This is a genomic window from Mucilaginibacter straminoryzae, from assembly GCF_022953055.1.
GTDB classification, from domain to species: domain Bacteria; phylum Bacteroidota; class Bacteroidia; order Sphingobacteriales; family Sphingobacteriaceae; genus Mucilaginibacter; species Mucilaginibacter straminoryzae.
Genome location: NZ_JALJEJ010000002.1, coordinates 676,439 through 692,843, shown reverse-complemented (window position 1 = coordinate 692,843; position 16,405 = coordinate 676,439). Strand labels below are relative to the sequence as shown.

The 16,405-nt window shown below is 46.7% G+C and carries 15 protein-coding genes; 9 read left to right on the top strand and 6 right to left on the bottom strand.

The window, feature by feature from the left end; all coding sequences use genetic code 11:
* Nucleotides 1–140: 140 nt before the first annotated feature.
* Both MUY27_RS06490 and MUY27_RS06485 read left to right on the top strand, forming a co-directional pair.
* Nucleotides 141–1,430, top strand: coding sequence for an alpha/beta fold hydrolase (locus tag MUY27_RS06490; protein WP_245129179.1), 1,290 nt, complete (start codon nt 141–143; stop codon nt 1,428–1,430).
* A 72-nt stretch (nt 1,431–1,502) separates the two neighbouring features.
* Nucleotides 1,503–3,260: a DUF885 domain-containing protein gene (locus MUY27_RS06485; RefSeq protein WP_245129178.1), complete on the top strand. Its 1,758-nt coding sequence runs from the start codon at nt 1,503–1,505 to the stop codon at nt 3,258–3,260.
* A 4-nt stretch (nt 3,261–3,264) separates the two neighbouring features.
* On the opposite strand, the gene MUY27_RS06480 is transcribed toward MUY27_RS06485, so the two are convergent.
* Nucleotides 3,265–4,140: a nucleoside phosphorylase gene (locus tag MUY27_RS06480; protein WP_245129177.1), complete on the bottom strand. Its 876-nt coding sequence runs from the start codon at nt 4,138–4,140 to the stop codon at nt 3,265–3,267.
* A gap of 180 nt (nt 4,141–4,320) precedes the next feature.
* Between MUY27_RS06480 and MUY27_RS20630 the strand changes: the two genes are divergently transcribed.
* Both MUY27_RS20630 and MUY27_RS06470 read left to right on the top strand, forming a co-directional pair.
* A complete protein-coding gene (locus tag MUY27_RS20630; RefSeq protein ID WP_245129176.1) occupies nt 4,321–4,968 on the top strand; it encodes a CatB-related O-acetyltransferase in 648 nt (215 codons plus the stop codon).
* A 45-nt stretch (nt 4,969–5,013) separates the two neighbouring features.
* On the top strand, nt 5,014–5,193 hold the full coding sequence (locus tag MUY27_RS06470; protein WP_245129175.1) for a DUF6496 domain-containing protein: 180 nt from the start codon (nt 5,014–5,016) through the stop codon (nt 5,191–5,193).
* Nucleotides 5,194–5,217: 24 nt separating this feature from the next.
* Here MUY27_RS06470 and MUY27_RS06465 read toward each other — a convergent pair whose 3' ends face one another.
* Genes MUY27_RS06465 through MUY27_RS06450 form a run of 4 tightly spaced genes read right to left on the bottom strand, consistent with a single transcriptional unit; the run spans nt 5,218 to nt 10,253 of the window.
* Entirely contained in the window at nt 5,218–5,733 is a 516-nt protein-coding gene (locus MUY27_RS06465; protein WP_245129174.1) for a hypothetical protein, read from the bottom strand.
* A 53-nt stretch (nt 5,734–5,786) separates the two neighbouring features.
* Nucleotides 5,787–6,767 carry a Gfo/Idh/MocA family protein gene (locus tag MUY27_RS06460; protein WP_245129173.1) on the bottom strand — a complete coding sequence of 327 codons (981 nt, stop codon included), beginning with the start codon at nt 6,765–6,767 and terminating at the stop codon, nt 5,787–5,789.
* Nucleotides 6,764–7,759 carry an L-glyceraldehyde 3-phosphate reductase gene (gene mgrA / locus MUY27_RS06455; RefSeq protein WP_245129172.1) on the bottom strand — a complete coding sequence of 332 codons (996 nt, stop codon included), beginning with the start codon at nt 7,757–7,759 and terminating at the stop codon, nt 6,764–6,766. Before mgrA ends, MUY27_RS06460 begins: the two co-directional genes overlap by 4 nt.
* Before the next feature lie 40 nt (nt 7,760–7,799).
* Nucleotides 7,800–10,253 carry a DUF5686 and carboxypeptidase regulatory-like domain-containing protein gene (locus MUY27_RS06450; RefSeq protein ID WP_245129171.1) on the bottom strand — a complete coding sequence of 818 codons (2,454 nt, stop codon included), beginning with the start codon at nt 10,251–10,253 and terminating at the stop codon, nt 7,800–7,802.
* A 165-nt stretch (nt 10,254–10,418) separates the two neighbouring features.
* Between MUY27_RS06450 and MUY27_RS06445 the strand changes: the two genes are divergently transcribed.
* From MUY27_RS06445 to MUY27_RS06425, 5 genes are read left to right on the top strand one after another with little or no spacing between them, the layout of a single operon-like run.
* On the top strand, nt 10,419–10,691 hold the full coding sequence (locus tag MUY27_RS06445; RefSeq protein ID WP_245129170.1) for a hypothetical protein: 273 nt from the start codon (nt 10,419–10,421) through the stop codon (nt 10,689–10,691).
* On the top strand, nt 10,688–11,461 hold the full coding sequence (locus MUY27_RS06440; RefSeq protein WP_245129169.1) for an MBL fold metallo-hydrolase: 774 nt from the start codon (nt 10,688–10,690) through the stop codon (nt 11,459–11,461). The genes MUY27_RS06445 and MUY27_RS06440 overlap by 4 nt, the downstream gene beginning before the upstream one ends.
* A gap of 59 nt (nt 11,462–11,520) precedes the next feature.
* Nucleotides 11,521–12,801: a flavin monoamine oxidase family protein gene (locus MUY27_RS06435; protein WP_245129168.1), complete on the top strand. Its 1,281-nt coding sequence runs from the start codon at nt 11,521–11,523 to the stop codon at nt 12,799–12,801.
* 33 nt (nt 12,802–12,834) lie between these two features.
* A complete protein-coding gene (locus MUY27_RS06430) occupies nt 12,835–13,752 on the top strand; it encodes a DUF72 domain-containing protein (RefSeq protein ID WP_245129167.1) in 918 nt (305 codons plus the stop codon).
* Nucleotides 13,753–13,794: 42 nt separating this feature from the next.
* Nucleotides 13,795–15,381, top strand: coding sequence for a hypothetical protein (locus MUY27_RS06425; RefSeq protein WP_245129166.1), 1,587 nt, complete (start codon nt 13,795–13,797; stop codon nt 15,379–15,381).
* Here the strand turns inward: MUY27_RS06425 and MUY27_RS06420 are convergent.
* Complete coding sequence (locus tag MUY27_RS06420; RefSeq protein ID WP_245129165.1) at nt 15,378–16,376, bottom strand: SDR family oxidoreductase; 999 nt, start codon at nt 16,374–16,376, stop codon at nt 15,378–15,380. The genes MUY27_RS06425 and MUY27_RS06420 overlap by 4 nt on opposite strands.
* Nucleotides 16,377–16,405 lie beyond the last annotated feature (29 nt).

Sequence of the window (16,405 nt, the reverse complement as noted above, 5' to 3'; positions counted from 1 at the left end):
CTTAGTACGTAATAATATTATTACGGTTGCAATATATTTAAATATTGTGATTGTTTTTTGTTAATAGTTAACAAAATTATCAAGATTTTATAATACTTGAATGCTATTAGTATTTTTAGCACCGATAATCACCGTAGGTAATGAGAGCACCATTTTTAATTATCCTTTTATTGAGTTTAACTGCGGCTTTTGCCCAGTCAGAACCGGCTGCATACAAGAAAGCTGTCGCGCGTTTTCAGCATTATTATAATAAAAATCAGGCTGATAGTATTTTTAGCTTGATGGCGCCGGAAGTAAAGGCTTTACTACCAGCAGATAAAAACCGGCAGATGATCAGCCAGTTGCAAACGCAGTTAGGCAAGTTAGACCAGGTTTCATTTATCGCAATGGATAAAGGCATTGCTACCTATAAGGCCACGTTCAATAAATCTGTATTGGCCATGAAAGTGAATATTAACCAGGCCAACCAGTTTGCCGGGTTGCTTTTTGACAATTACAAAGATCCTGCGCAGGCGGTAGTTGCGCAACCCGGCCAGTTGGAACCAGGCGAATCTGCATTTACCTATAAAGGAATGGGCGCTACCATTTCTGGTACCCTGACCATGCCTGCTAATGCCACTGGTAAGGTGCCTGTTGTTTTGATTATCCCCGGCTCCGGGCCGACAGACCGTAACGGTAATAGCCCCAAGATGGGTTTAAATGCCAATAGTTATAAAATGCTGGCCGCCGCGCTCAGCAAAAGCGGTATTGCCAGTTTAAGATATGACAAGCGTTTGGTGGGCGAAACAGTTAGTTCTACCAAAGAATCGCAGATCCGCATAGATAATTATATTGATGATGCCGTAGGACTGATCAATAATTTGCACGACGATGCCCGCTTTTCTAAAGTAATTGTATTGGGCCATAGCGAAGGTTCGCTGATTGGGATGGTAGCATCGGCAGACCAACCTGTTAGCGGATTTATCTCTGTAGCCGGTGCAGGCCAGCCAGCTTATTATATTTTAAAGGAACAGGCCAAATCGCAACCGGATTATATATCCGGCAGGTTCAGTGCGATAATTGACAGCCTGGCACGTGGCAAAACGCAGGATAATGTGGATGCGTCGTTGTATGGTGTTGCCCGCCCGGCAATTCAACCGTACCTGATGTCGTGGATGAGCTATGACCCGCAACGGGCGATCAAAAAGTTAAAGATCCCGGTATTGATCGTTCATGGTACTACAGATGTACAGTTGAACGTAAGCAATGCAGAGAAACTAAAGAAAGCAAAATCAGATGCGGTTTTGCAGATCATCCCGGATATGAACCACGTGCTGAAACAGGCACCGGCAGACCGTGATAAAAACCTGGCGACCTATGCTGATCCAACCCTTCCGTTGAAGCCCGAATTTGTTAGCGCAGTGATTGATTTCGTCAATAAAATAAAATAAACCAGAACCACCATCCGGAGCGGATTTAAAGAATAATGTTTAAGTTAGTTCCGATTTTTAAATCTGCTTCAAGTGATTAAGACCCCTATCATTCCCGCGCTGATCTTAGCCGCGGCCCTGTTTACCGGTTGTAAAAAAGATAGCGTAATGGCTGAAGAAGGCGGGCGCGACAGCTCTGCCTTTGTTGGTTATGAAAACCGTTTTCTGGATGCGTACTGGAAGTTAAACCCCGATGAGGCCACCATGACGGGGTATCACAAGTATGATAGTCTTTTGGTGGTTTTTGACGCCACTTCGCGGCAGAAACAGGTAGACTTTGCAAAGAAGCAATTGGATTCCCTGGGCAGGTTTGATGTAAATACACTTTCAGACAGCTATAAGATAGATCACCACCTGATAGAGAACCGCATGCAGCAGCTAATCTGGAGTGTGCAGCAGCAAAAGGCCTGGGAGTGGGACCCGAACCAGTATAACCTGATCGGCACCTTCGCTTTCATCCTGAATGAAAAGTATGAGCCGCTGGATAAGCGCCTGCGCAGCTTCTATCAGAAGATGACCAACATTCCGCTATGGTATAAAGAGGCGCAGAAGCAGGTAAAGAACCCTGTGCCGGAACTCACAGAATTGGCGATCGACCAGCATTTGGGCGGTGTATCTGTTTTCGAAACAGATTTTGTGGATTCGCTGAAGAAAACCAATATCCCGCAGGCAGAGAAACAGAAGATGCTGGACAGGGCAAAGCAATCTGTGGAAGCGATTAAAGGTTACGCAGCCTGGCTTAAGGCGCTTAAAAATGATAAAGGCCGTAGTTTCCGCCTGGGCAAATCGCTGTACGAGGACAAATTTAAATACGATATACAATCGAGCAGCAGCTCGCAGCAGATCTACAACGCCGCGATGGAGCGCAAAAAGTACCTTCACCGCGAAATGGCGAAGATCAGCCGGCAGTTGTGGCCAAAATATTTTGGCAAAGCCGAAATGCCTAAAGATAGTTTAGTGCTGATTGGCCGCATGATTGATACCTTATCAACCGTGCATGTGAAGCCGGACGAGTTTCAATCGGCCATTGAAAAAGAAATTCCACGCCTCACTACTTTTGTGCGTGAAAAGAACTTGTTGTTTATTGATCCAAGCAAACCGTTGGTAGTGCGGAAAGAACCTGCCTATATGGCCGGAGTAGCCGGGGCTTCTGTTAGCGCGCCGGGGCCTTATGATAAAACGGGTAACACTTATTTCAACGTGGGTAGCCTGAGCGGCTGGCCTGCAGAAAAAGCGGAAAGCTACCTGCGCGAATACAACCAGTACATTCTGCAGATCCTTTGCATCCATGAAGCGATACCAGGGCATTATACCCAGTTGGTATATGCCAACAAATCGCCGAGCTTAATTAAGTCGGTATTTGGCAACGGCGCCATGATTGAAGGTTGGGCGGTTTACACCGAGCAGATGATGTTGGAAAATGGATTCGGTAATAATCAGCCGGAAATGTGGCTGATGTGGTACAAATGGAACCTGCGCTCTGTATGCAACACCATTTTGGATATCAGCGTGCATACCGGTAACATGAATAGGGATGAAGCTGTTCGTTTGCTGACTAAAGAAGCATTTCAGCAGCAGGCTGAAGCCGAAGGCAAATGGAAACGCGTGAGCGTAACCAGTGTACAGCTGACCAGCTATTTTACCGGGTATAAAGAGATTATCGACCTGCGCGACGCGTATAGAAAGAAGATGGCCGACAAGTATAAGTTGAAAGAATTCAACGAGAAATTCCTGAGCTATGGCAGTGCGCCGGTGAAATATATCCGCGAGCTGATGCTGGGTAAAAAATAGCTCTTTAAACAGCTGCGATTCTTTCCAGCACGGTTTTGATGTAGCGATCCATAATCGCTGCGGGCTGCCTGCTGAATGTATTGGTAATGCGGTTAGCCAGCAGCACATTAAAAGAGATGGCCTGGTGGCCAAGTGCAGCTGCGAGGCCGTAAATACCGGCTGTTTCCATCTCGAGGTTCGTGATGCGTTTGCCATGGTGCCTGAACTCAGTAATGGCGGTCAACAGGTCTGGTATAGCTGACTTTGCCCTTACCTGTCTTCCCTGCGGCGAATAAAAGCCGGGTGTAGTAATGGTGATGCCTGTTTGAATATCCGCATCTAACGAACCGATTAAACGGCTGCTTGCAGAGGCGATATAGGGTTGGCCTTTAAAAGTTTCGGGTAACACCGCTTTGAAAGCCTTTAATAATTCCAGCTCTTCTGCCGTTGCCGGATAGTCATAATAATGCAGCAACGGGTCAAGGCCAAAGGCTGCTTCTGAAACAAGTAGGCTATCCACCGGAATGTCTGCCTGTACCGTGCCCGAGGTACCAATGCGTATAATATTAAGGCTTTTTAAATCCGGTTTTACGGTTCTTGTTGATAGATCGATATTCACCAGGGCGTCTAATTCATTCAGCACGATATCGATATTATCCGTTCCTATACCGGTAGAAATTACCGTAAGGCGTTTATGGCCGATACGGCCGGTATGGGTTATAAATTCGCGTTTCCCTTTGCGCAGTTCAACCTCGTCAAAGTATTTGCTTACTGCGGGTACCCGGTCCTGGTCGCCAACAAAAATGATCGTGTCCGCTACATCTTCTGGTAAAAGGTTCAGATGGTAGGCAGTACCGTCTGCATTTAAAATTAAATCTGTGTCAGATATCCTGTTCATCATGGCAAATGTATAAAACTATGTCGCCAAAAATTATTTACTTTTGCCTTGCCTGGAAACATCAGGCAGCTACTCCAATGGTAATATAACCGGTCTGCCTTTAGTCTTAGCTATCCCGGCGTTATCGGCAGGCCATCTCCTCCTGTTTTACAAATCCATTGTTTTACTTTTAATACTGCTACTATGCCTTTTGGTCCAGATCCGGCCGTGGTTTACCCATTGCCTCACTATAAGAATTTAGTTTTTCTTAAAAATATCATTACCCGCCCTAATATTATCGTTGGCGATTATACCTATTATGATGACCTGGAAGATCCATCCAACTTCGAAAAGAATGTGTTGTATCACTTCGAATTTCTGGGCGATAAACTCGTTATCGGGCGTTTTTGTGCCATTGCTTCCGGTGCGAAATTTATCATGAATGGCGCCAACCATGAAGTAAGGCCTATTTCAACCTTTCCCTTTGGTATTTTCGGTAATGGCTGGGAGCAGGTGAACGAGGGTGTCGATCTAAGTAAGAAATATCCCTTTAAAGGGGACACCATTATCGGCAACGACGTATGGATAGGTCACGACGCTACCATTATGCCTGGTGTTAAAGTAGGCAACGGGGCTATTATCGCTGCCGGAAGTTTAGTAACGAAGGACGTGCCTGATTATGCGGTGGTGGGCGGCAACCCAGCCCGAGTCATCCGCATGCGTTATGATGAAGCTACCATACAGCGGTTAAACAAGCTGGCCTGGTGGGATTGGAACGCAGAAAAAATTACAGCGAATGTAAAACTGATCAACGGCCTTGATCTTGATGCACTTGAAAATGCTAACCGATAACTGGCAGGTATTTTGTACTGGTTTATATATCTAATATTGAAAGACATGGCAAAGTATTCAGAAAAAAGCCAGGAAAAAGTTGGCGAAGTAATGCACGAAATGAAAGAAGGTAAACTGAAAAGCGGCAGCGGTAAAAAAGTGACAAGCCGTAAACAGGCAATTGCCATTGGTTTATCAGAAGCCCGTAAAGAGGGTGCAAAAGTTCCTAAGAAAAAGAGTAAATAATAAGGCCGCAGATGCGGCCTTTACTTATTGATTTTGCGTTACTTTCTCGTATTCGTTGATTACCCAATCTTTTAGCGTGCCTTCTTTTTCCAGCTTTAGCAGGTGCTCTATATCGCTGTCTTTTTTATGGTCGGGTTCTGCACGATATTTATCAAATAAGGCTTTTACCGCGGCCATATTAGCATCTTCTTTTAAATAAACCGGGTGTTGAATGGCATATTTGGTGTACCCGCCAATAAAACTGGCCATCAGTTTATTGTTTTGGTCGGTAAGGTCAACCAGTGGCGGCATTAGCTCCATAGTAATGGTAGGCGTGCCCTGTATCCATTTAAACAAAAAGGATGTTGCTTTACTGTACAGCTGCGGATCCTGCTTCCAGGGTGTTTCCTGCAGCCAATCGATGGTCTTAACCACATCCTGTTCGTATCTCTGGTAATCCTCCCTGGTCACCATTTTGCCTTGAACAGGCACAATGGGCTGCGCGCTCAGCATCGGCGCAGCAGGTAACAAGATGGCGATTAACAGAAACAGCTTTTTCATGCCAATACAAAAATAATAAACCGCGCTTTTTAACAAAACGTTGCGTGGCTTTGTTACATGTTACTTGTTGTAAATGCGTCTAAAACTTTCATCAGCGTTACGGCTTCTTCAATTGGGCTGGGGTTGTCTGCCTCGCCATTAAAGTATTGTACTATTTTCTGTATGAGCGGCTGCTGTATATGTTCAGGGTGTTCAAAGGTGATGGTTTCGTCGCCCTGATTATTTTGCAGTCTTACCGTATTTCCAAAAAACGGGAAGCTGATCTTCCCTTCGGTTCCTACGATCTCACAAAGATCAACCACCTGGGCTTTAGCCACGTTAAAGCTCCACGAGCCATTTACCACTACATTGTTTTCAAATATGATGGTGCCGGTAACGTGATCATCGGCCGGGTAGCTTTTGCTTTGATTGAGCGAATATCCGCTATAAGCTTTAGGAGTGCCGAACCAGTGCATCATCAGGTCTAACTGGTGCGGGGCCAGATCATGGAAATAGCCGCCGCCAGATTGGTCAGGGTGAACGCGCCAGTTGGTAGCCGTTTTTGCAATCATTTCTGCATCTGCGCTTTTCCACATGCGGATCTGCACCGTCCTCACCTCGCCAATTGCCTGCTCTGCCAGTAATTTCTTTACGTGGATGAACATCGGTACCGCCCTGCGGTAATGCGCTACACAAAGTTTACTGCTGGCTTTACTTACGGCCTGCGCTAATTCTTCTGCCTCGGCTGCATTACGCGTAACCGGTTTTTCCACGTAAACATTCAACCCTTTTTCCAGGGCCCGCAGCGCGTAGGGCAAGTGCGAATCTGGCGGGGTGGCAATGTAAACGGCATCAAGCCCGGCATTGTCCATCATTTGCTCAGCATCGTCAAACCATTGTTCAACGTTGTGGCGCTTTGCATAATCTGCTGCCTTTTCGCCATTGCGGCGCATTACCGCCGCTAATTTGCTGTCTGGTACTTTGCTGAAAGCAGGTCCGCTTTTTTTCTCGGTCACATTACCGCAACCGATAATTCCCCATCTGATCTGCTTCATGCCTTACCCAGGATATTTTCAATCTGATTTAATTCTTCCGTGCTGAAGGTAGTATTATCCATGCACTTCAGCGAGTCGGCTAATTGTTCCGGCCGACTGGCGCCGATCAGAACAGAAGTTACACGATGATCTTTCAGCAACCAGGCTAAGGCCATTTGGGCCAGGCTTTGCCCGCGTTGTTGTGCAATTTCATTCAATGCCCGCACTTTGTCAATAACCTCGTCAGTTACCTGGCTGGTTTGCAAAAATCCTGACGATTTTGCCGCCCGCGAGTCTTGCGGAATGCCGTTGAGGTATTTATTAGTTAATAGTCCCTGCGCTAAAGGAGAGAACGGGATACAACCGACGCCTTCTTTTTCCAGTACATCCAATAAGCCGCCTTCTACCCAGCGTTCAAACATGGAGTATTTAGGTTGATGGATCAGGCAGGGCGTACCCAGTTTGCGTAAAATATCTATCGCTTTCTGCGCTTCTTCTGCCGGGTAGTTGGATATACCCGCATATAGTGCTTTCCCCTGGCGAACGATCAGGTCCAGCGCGTACATGGTTTCTTCTAAAGGCGTTTCCGGATCGGGGCGGTGATGGTAGAAGATATCTACATAATCCAGTTCCATGCGCTTCAGGCTTTGATCTAAACTAGCCACCAGGTATTTCTTAGAACCCCAATCACCGTAAGGGCCATCCCACATGGTGTAACCAGCTTTGCTGGAGATGATCATTTCGTCGCGGTAGCCACGGAAATCATCTTTCAACAGCTTGCCGAAGTTTTCTTCCGCAGAGCCCGGCGGCGGCCCGTAATTATTCGCCAGATCAAAATTGGTGATACCGCTGTCGAAAGCCAAGTGCAATGTTTTGCGGTAATTTTCCATCACGTCCACGTGGCCGAAGTTGTGCCAGAGGCCTAATGATATTGCCGGTAGTTTAATGCCGCTTTTACCGCAGCGGCGGTATTCCATATGTTGATAGCGTTGCGCGGATGGCAGATAAGTCATGCTGATTAATTGGTTTGATGTCGCCCCTAAATTATCATTTTTAGGGGATAATCACGCCAAATCTGAAGCCGGATTCAACCTTTGTGCCGCCATGGAACGAGCGTGCAAACATCAAACGCATGTTAAGGTATTGTACGCCGCCCGCTACTTCGAAGTAGTTTTTAAGCGATTGCGTAGACAGGTAGTTGAAATTCACGATTTCCTGCAGCTTTAACTTTCTGATGAGCGGGACTTCGTTTAAAAACAAGCCCGAAAAATTATGTTCGAAATGGCCTTCGAGATATTTGTCCGGCGTGCTGTACTTGTACAAGTCGAGCAACAAGTAACGGCGTGGGCTTACCCTGTAAGATAAATCTGCATCACCCAGAAAGTGTACGTAATCGGTATAGTAAATAGCGGATCTGTTAAAGAACTTACCCCCACCAATATAAAAGGATGAACGTCCCCAGGTGCCGAGGCTCAGTGCCGATTTAGATACGCCTGCCGTAAGCAGGTTGTAGCTGGCATCAGACCCGAAAATGTTTTTGATCGCCTTGGTATAGCTTACCTCTATTTTTGGATAATTCGATGGCAGATAGTACCGGCCCGAAGGGTAGGTGACGTATTGGTTGCTGAAATCGTAACTGGTGGTGATGTTGATCTTGAACGATTGGTTCTGTGGAAATACCGGCAGATCTGCATCTGGCGTAAAAGGGTTGTTTGAAGTATATTTCTTTTGCTGGTACAGGATGCTGAAGTAATTGGTATTAGGGTACCACTGCCGGTCGGCAAACTCGGCAGATGCACTCGCCAACCAACCGCCGGTAATGCGGTGCGCAGCCCATACTGAGGCAAAACGCTTTTCGTAAAGTTTTTGCAGGTTGCGTTTACGCAGCAAACTGTTATAACTGTTTGAGAAAGTGGTAACGGGTTCGGTATTGTTCATGTCTACCATATCTGTTCCGCCACTAAAACCGATGTCGTAATTCTTGACGGGCATGGTAGCGCTCAACATACCATTCAGCATGTGGTTACTGAAACCATACCTGATATTGCCGTTTACCCGCAGGTATTTGTTGCTGGTACTATCTATCTGCCGCGTATAGTAAGCGCCGTAGTTTATGGCAAACCCTTCAACAGTATTGTACAGCAGCGAGGTGAGCAACGGGTTGAAATACAACTGCTTTTTCTCCCACCGGTTACGGATGGCGACACCGGTTAGAATAACTTTTTTAGGAGTGACGGTGTTATTTGCCTTATCAAGCGAATCCTGATAAGCTTTCGATTCGCGCTTTCTGGCTAATGTTCCTTTTTTCTTGTAATCCAGAATTTCCTCGTCTGTTAAGGGGATTGGGCGTTGCTGTTCCCAATAAAGCGAGTCTTTTTTATTTACGCCGGCGGTAATGCGCATTACTTCGGCAAAGGTCTTCTTATTCAGTAGGGGCTCTATGTCATAATCCCGGTAAACAGAAACAAAGTAACCGCCAAACCTGAACCCGAACAGGCCGCCGGTAAACTCGAAACGCAGTGTCGCAGGCATCCACACTTTGGGGTTTACCGGCAAATATTGTTCACTTATTTTTAGGGTGTCTACCAGTTTCAGGTTCGCGCTTTTGGTAATGGTAAGGTCGTAACTATGCAGTCGCCAGCTGTTTTCGGTAATGTAAATGGTGCCGGTAAAAGCGGCGTCAAAGCTATGCTTGGGCCATAGTTGGATTTTATTAATCGTCTCGCCGTTTTCTTCAATCGTACCCAGCCATTTGTAGTTATAAAAATTCAGTGCATTATCAGCAATAGGCGATACCAGGGGGCGGTTACATAGGTCGGGCCAGTTCTGGTAATTCTCGTAAAGATCGACCCGCTGGTCTGAAGCCCGGTTAAAGCTGAAGGCGCGGTTACTACCAGAAACTTTGGACGAGATCATCTCCTCGTGATAGCTGTCGGGCTTCATAAAATCCAGTTTCGATTCCGATTCTGAAAGATAGAGTATACCTCGACGGTTAGAGTCTAAACCGATACGCTTCGCCAATTGGTCGATGTCACGGCCCAGGAACTTTTTAGGCGCAGCCAGCAGGCGTTGCAAGCCTTTAATGTAAACACGGCAGCTGTAGCTGTTTACTTGTTGCAGGTAGGTTTTCCTTTTTCGCTGCGCCTGGCGGATAATTTCATATGCCGGGTCTTCCGCACCCGGGCGCACAACGACATCTTTCAACTGGTAAGATGCCGAATTAAGCTTAACGTTCAGTATTTGGTCGGCATGAATTTCAACCAGCTGGATGTGCTGCGTATAGCCAATCGCCCTGAACTGCAGTTCATATTTTCCTGCGGCAACAGACAGCGTAAATTTACCCTCCGCATTCGCTGAGGTGCCTTTTGTGGCATTACGGATCACTACCGTTGCAAATGGAATAGCCTGACCGCTTTCATCGGTAATGGTACCGCTGATGGTAAACTGTTGCGCAAATGCCTGTAAGGAAATGCTGAGGAATAGAAAAAGCGATAAGCGTATCTTCATGCTAAACGGTTACTCCCTTAAAGATGCTAAATATGGGCAGAAGGTGTCAGATATAAACTCTTTTTAACCAATTTTTAACAGTTTTCTAATCTTTACTATCCATTCTGCGGATGGTTTTACAGATTAACTACACACTTTTTATACGCTTTTGTTACTTTTGAAATTATGCTTGCGGCCACCAACCATTCGCTCGAAAAATTAGAGAACCTGCTGAAATCGGCAGGTTATAAACTGCGGTATGAGAAGGGCAACTTTAAAACCGGCGCGTGCCTGCTGCAAAGCAGTAAAATGGTGGTGGTAAACAAGTTTTCGAACCTCGAAAGTAAGATACAGGCGCTTGCCGAACTGATCCGTACGGTAGAAGTGGATCATAAATTGTTAGACGAGAAACAGCTGGCTTTTTATCAGCAGATTAAACAAACTGAATTACAGCTGTGAGAATAACTTTTTTAGGAACCGGCACTTCTCAGGGCGTACCTGTTATCGCCTGCGATTGCGAGGTATGTACCTCTGTAGACCCGCAAGATAAACGCCTGCGCACTTCTATACTGGTAGAGGGCGGCGGAAAGGTAATCGTTATCGACTCTGGCCCCGATTTCCGTTACCAGATGCTGCGCATGGGTGTTAAGCACCTGGATGCCGTAGTATTAACGCATGAGCATAAAGACCATATTGCCGGGCTGGACGATATCCGCGCGTTCAATTACCGCCAGCAACAGGCGCTGGATGTTTATGCTACCGAAAGGGTACAGACAGGACTAAAGCGCGAGTTCCATTACATCTTTGCCGAAGAAAAGTACCCGGGCATTCCACGCGTGAATCTGCACACCATTGATAAGAATACACCCTTTGATATTGGCGGCCTCCATTTTGTACCGATAGAAGTGTTGCACTATCGTTTGCCTATCCTGGGTTTTCGCATAGGTAGTTTTACTTACCTTACCGATGTAAAGACGATTAGTGACGCGGAGAAAGAAAAGATAAAAGGTACCCAAACGCTGGTGGTAAACGCCCTCCAACGCGAACATCATATCTCGCACCTTACCCTGGATGAAGCTATCGCTTTTGCAAAAGAAATTGGCGCAGAACAAACTTACTTCACCCACATCAGCCATAGATTGGGCAGGCATGCACATGTAAGCCGCGAATTGCCCGAGGGGATCCACCTGGCTTATGACGGCTTACAACTGGAAATTGAAGGCGAATAATTAAACATGCTTCCTTTTAGTTTGTAGTATTTCGGGTAATTTGCAGAACCTGTTTATTCATGAAAACTTCTGATATCATCATTGTTGGGGCCGGTGCGGCAGGACTGATGGCCGCGCGTACTTTAGCAAAAGCCGGAAAGCAAGTATTGGTTTTAGAAGCGCGTGACCGCATTGGCGGGCGGGCGCATACCATCGAAGTTGCAGGCCAAGCTATTGAACTGGGTGCTGAATTTGTTCACGGCGACCTGCCGCTGAGCCTGCGTTTGCTAAAAGAGGCGGGGATTGAAACTGAATATGCCCGTGGCGAAATGTGGCATTATCAAAAAGGTAAATTCACCCAGGATGAAGAAGAGATCGTCGGTTGGGGCGAATTGATGCAGCAACTGCAACAATTGAAGGAAGACATCAGCATCCAGGAATTTCTTGACCAATATTTTTCTGGCGAAAGCTATGCGCCTCTTCGTCAGTCGGTTTTGCGGTTTGTGGCAGGCTATGATTCCGCCGAACCAGATAAAGCCAGTGCCTTTGCCCTCAGAACCGAATGGCAGCAGGAGGATAATGACGCGCAGCACCGCATTAAAGGCGGCTATGTGAAGCTGATGAACTGGCTGCGCGACGAGTTATTGCAAGCCGGCGGTAAACTGCTTTTAAACACTCCTGTAGAGCAGGTGGGACTTTCCGGGCCCGACGTAATCCTTACTACCCAAAATGGCGGGCAGTACAAAGCTTCCAAAGTAATTTTAGCCTTGCCTTTAGGCGTGCTTCAGAATAATGGCATCACTTTTACCCCGGATGTGCCGGAACATCGCCATGCCTGGAACCTGATGGGTTTCGGCGCTATCATTAAGGTATTACTGGTATTCAAAACTAGGTTTTGGGAGCAAGTGGAAGGCGCGGACATGAGCCACATGCTGTTTTTGTTCAGCGAAGAAAAGATCCCCACCTGGTGGACACAAGTCCCTGATCAAAGTGCGGTTTTAACCGGTTGGCTTGGTGGACCGGAAGCCAAAAAGTTGAAAGATACCAGCGAAGATGCACTTTTAAAGATGGCCCTGCAGTCGCTCGGAAATATGTTCAACATGGGCGAACAAGCATTGCAGGCTCAGTTGCTATCCGCGCATACCATTAATTGGACTGCCGATCCGTATACTTTAGGGTCTTATGCTTATGAAACGGTTAACGGGCACCAACACCATGCCGTGTTGAATAACGGTGTGGACGGGAAACTGTATTTTGCCGGTGAATATTTATATGAAGGGCCAAGTATGGGAACTTTGGAAGCTGCCTTATGCAGTGGCCTCGATTTGGCAGAAAGGCTGATAGCGTATAAAAACTGTTGATAAACTTTTATCTTCAACCCAAAATCTCGATTTATGGAATTTGGCAAAGTCGCCCCGGAAACGCTTGGTGAAATAGATTTTAAACTTCCGCCCGATACGCTTTTTACTACAGAAACGCTGCAACGGGCAGAGAAAAAGCCGCTGGATGTTCACGTGGGTTGTGCCAAATGGGGCCGGAAGGAGTGGGTGGGGCAGATCTATCCACCAAAAACCAAAGAAGCCAACTTCCTTGACGAGTATGTAAAGCACTTTGACTCGATTGAGTTGAACGCGACCTTTTACAATATGTACCCGCCGGAAACTATTGCAAAATGGGCGGAAAAAGCGGCTTCAAATCCGCATTTTAAATTCTGCCCGAAATTTTCACAGAGCATCAGCCATATGCGACGGTTGAAGAATGCCGAAGAACTGACCACCCAGTTTTATAACAGTATGCTTGCCTTTGGCGATAAACTTGGGCCGCTGTTTTTGCAACTGAGTGATAATTTTACGCCTAAAAGCTTCCCTGAACTAAAGGCGTACCTGGAGCACTTACCAACGGATGTGCCTGTTTTTGTAGAGGTGCGCCACAAAGAATGGTTCAATTTGGCAGGCACAGATCAAGATGTTTTTCGATTGCTCCGTGATCTCAATATAGGCTCTATCATTACAGATGCTTCCGGCCGCCGCGATTGTGTGCACATGAACCTGTCTACCTCGCACGCTTTTATCCGTTTTGTTGGAAATGGTTTGCATGTTACGGATTACCAGCGCGTGGATGACTGGGTGGAACGTATCGTGCAATGGAAAGATCAGGGCTTACAATCGGTGTGGTTCTTTATGCACCAGCATGATGAACGTTATTCGCCTGAACTTTGCGATTATGTGATAGAGAAATTGAACACGGCTTTAGATATGAACATTCGCCGGCCACATTTTATTGAAGCTGCCCAGGGCGGTTTATTCGGATAAAAGGATACGTTTGCTAAGTTGATCATGGTGTTGAACATAAAAATGATTACAGTGGTCATGTGGCTGGCCACGGTATTCTCCTTTTCAAAATGCAGAAGAGAAGCTGTCATTCACAAAGCCGATCCGTCCCAGTATACAAAAGATTCGACCGGGATCCCGCTTAAAAATATGTTCGGCATCAATGCCTACGAATGGAACTTTTTGCTTGACCCGAATAACCCGAACGACGTCACCAAAATCTACGAAACCAAGATGGCGGCAATTAAAAACTTTACCGCCGTGCGCCATTACATGGATTGGGAAAAGTTAGAGCAGCAACAAGGGAAGTATACTTTTAACCCTGTGCATAGCGGCGGGTGGAATTACGATGCCATATATCAGCGTTGTGCGAAGGATTCGATTCTGTTGCTTGCCGATTTAAAATCATGCCCCGGATGGTTCCTGGATAAGTTTTACCCGAAAGATCTGCGCGATGCCGAAGACGTACCTGCTCCCTATGGCAGTAACCGGTCAGATCCGGCTTCGTACATTTTACAAGCAAAAGCAGCCTTTCAGTTCGCGGCACGTTATGGAGCTAACCCGCATGTAGATTCGGCCCTGCTGACGGTTGATGCTACCCCACGCTGGACAGCCGACCCGGTTAACCAGGTAAAGATCGGGATGAACCTGGTGAAGTATATTGAATGCGATAACGAGCGCGACAAGTGGTGGAAAGGCCCGAAAGCGCAGCAATCGCCGGAGGAATATGCCGCTAACCTATCTGCTTTTTACGATGGAAATAAAGGTAAGCTGGGGAAAAACGTAGGAGTAAAAAATGCCGACACCACTATGAAAGTGGTAATGGGTGGGCTAAGCACCGCCGACGTAAATTATGTAAAGGCTATGATTGAATGGTGCCGCAAAAACAGGGGATACCATGCCGATGGTAGTGTTGATCTTTGTTTCGATGTCATCAACTATCACCTTTATGCTAACGATGGCGATTTTTCAACTCACCGGCAAAGTACAACAGGCGTTGCACCGGAGCTGAGTGAGGCGGGTGGCATCGCTTATCAGTTTGTTCAGCTGTCTAAGGCCAACCATGTACCCGTTTGGCTGACAGAAAATGGGTACGATATTAACCAGGGTAGTCTACAAAAGGCCATCGCCGTTGGCAGCAAAACGCCGTTATTGACCCAGGCCGACTGGATCATCCGTTCTTGCCTGATGTATATGCGTTACGGGATTAACCGTTTGTTTTTCTACCAACTGTTTGACGATACGCCTAATAGTCCCGCTACCTATGCCACTTCCGGTCTGGTGAATGATAATTCTTCCCGTCGCCCTGCTGCTGACTACATCCGGCAGGTGAATACCTTAATGGGTAACTACGTATATAGAGGAACGATAAATAACGACCCCTTAGTTGATAAATATGTGCTGGGTAAAAAGACGATCTACGCACTGACGATACCTGATCAAAAAGGCCGCACCGGGACATACACGCTTGATTTAGGCAGTGCAACGGCTGCAACTATTTATCATTTGAAAGCAGGCACCGATACTGCCATTAAAACGTCCGTAAAAACCAATAAAGGCAAACTAACGGTTACAGTTACCGAAACACCGGTCTTCGTCCATGCAAACTAAAATAGTTTTCGCACGATAAAGAATGCCCCGGCTGCTGCTACTCCAACCAATCCGGCTAATTGTACGCGGCTCGGTGTAATTGTTTTAGAAGCGTAACCTCCCGCAATGCGGTTATCGGCACCCGTAGGCTCAAAGGCATTACCATTGGTCACCGGTTCGCATTCGGCCTGCTTAAAATACATCTGCATCAGCTTCAGCAAAGACCATCTGGTTAACCGTGGCGAAATAGCATATCCGGCCTTAGCCAGGTAGGCGGAGGCACCGATGATGGTGGTGCTTTTGGGTTTAAAAACCAAACCAGCTATTGCTTTGGCAACTTTGTACGTAGGCACTACAGGTGGAACGGGCTTCAACTTCTTACCGGTATAGTTACCCGCGTGTTTCGGGCCGGGGGTATCTACAAAGGATGGGAATACATCACAAATGTGAATATCCGGGCAATCGCTTAGTTCGCCGCGTAAACCTTCCGAAAATCCTCTCAAGCCAAATTTACTGGCATCATATGCCGCTGCGTAAGGCATAGCCACCCATCCGCCGACAGAATTTACATTGATGATAGTGCCGAACTTTTGCTTTTTGAAATAAGGCAGCACGGCATGTGCGCCGTGCATGTAACCCATCAGGTTGGTTTTAATCACCTGGTCGTGTACTTCAATAGGCACGGTGGTGAACTCGCCCATTACACCAATCCCGGCAATGTTTATCCAAACGTCTATAGATTTCCCAAACAGGCAGGCATCTTTTGCCAGTTGCTTTACAGATGCCGCATCAGTCACGTCGGTCACCGCTACCATGGCTTTTGCGCCAAGCCGGTCGCAAACATCCGCCACTTCTTCCAGCGCGTCTTTTTGCCTTGCCGCTAAAACAAGGGTACAACCGTAACGGGCCAGCTCAATAGCTGTAGCCCTGCCAATTCCACTTGATGCTCCGGTGATAACGATCGTCTTCTTGTTGATCGGCTGAGCCCGCTCTGTCTGCACTTTTAATAAACTCATCGGGAAATTAGTTCAACGTGAGTATAAAG

What these genes read in the sequence shown, in the direction of transcription:
- MUY27_RS06445 (WP_245129170.1), top strand. Translation starts at nt 10,419, where the DNA reads ATGCTTGCGGCCACCAACCATTCGCTCGAAAAATTAGAGAACCTGCTG.
- MUY27_RS06425 (WP_245129166.1), top strand. Translation starts at nt 13,795, where the DNA reads ATGATTACAGTGGTCATGTGGCTGGCCACGGTATTCTCCTTTTCAAAA.
- MUY27_RS06420 (WP_245129165.1), bottom strand. Translation starts at nt 16,376, where the DNA reads ATGAGTTTATTAAAAGTGCAGACAGAGCGGGCTCAGCCGATCAACAAG.
- MUY27_RS06480 (WP_245129177.1), bottom strand. Translation starts at nt 4,140, where the DNA reads ATGATGAACAGGATATCTGACACAGATTTAATTTTAAATGCAGACGGT.
- MUY27_RS06470 (WP_245129175.1), top strand. Translation starts at nt 5,014, where the DNA reads ATGGCAAAGTATTCAGAAAAAAGCCAGGAAAAAGTTGGCGAAGTAATG.
- MUY27_RS06430 (WP_245129167.1), top strand. Translation starts at nt 12,835, where the DNA reads ATGGAATTTGGCAAAGTCGCCCCGGAAACGCTTGGTGAAATAGATTTT.
- MUY27_RS06450 (WP_245129171.1), bottom strand. Translation starts at nt 10,253, where the DNA reads ATGAAGATACGCTTATCGCTTTTTCTATTCCTCAGCATTTCCTTACAG.
- MUY27_RS06435 (WP_245129168.1), top strand. Translation starts at nt 11,521, where the DNA reads ATGAAAACTTCTGATATCATCATTGTTGGGGCCGGTGCGGCAGGACTG.
- mgrA (WP_245129172.1), bottom strand. Translation starts at nt 7,759, where the DNA reads ATGACTTATCTGCCATCCGCGCAACGCTATCAACATATGGAATACCGC.
- MUY27_RS06490 (WP_245129179.1), top strand. Translation starts at nt 141, where the DNA reads ATGAGAGCACCATTTTTAATTATCCTTTTATTGAGTTTAACTGCGGCT.
- MUY27_RS20630 (WP_245129176.1), top strand. Translation starts at nt 4,321, where the DNA reads ATGCCTTTTGGTCCAGATCCGGCCGTGGTTTACCCATTGCCTCACTAT.
- MUY27_RS06460 (WP_245129173.1), bottom strand. Translation starts at nt 6,767, where the DNA reads ATGAAGCAGATCAGATGGGGAATTATCGGTTGCGGTAATGTGACCGAG.
- MUY27_RS06465 (WP_245129174.1), bottom strand. Translation starts at nt 5,733, where the DNA reads ATGAAAAAGCTGTTTCTGTTAATCGCCATCTTGTTACCTGCTGCGCCG.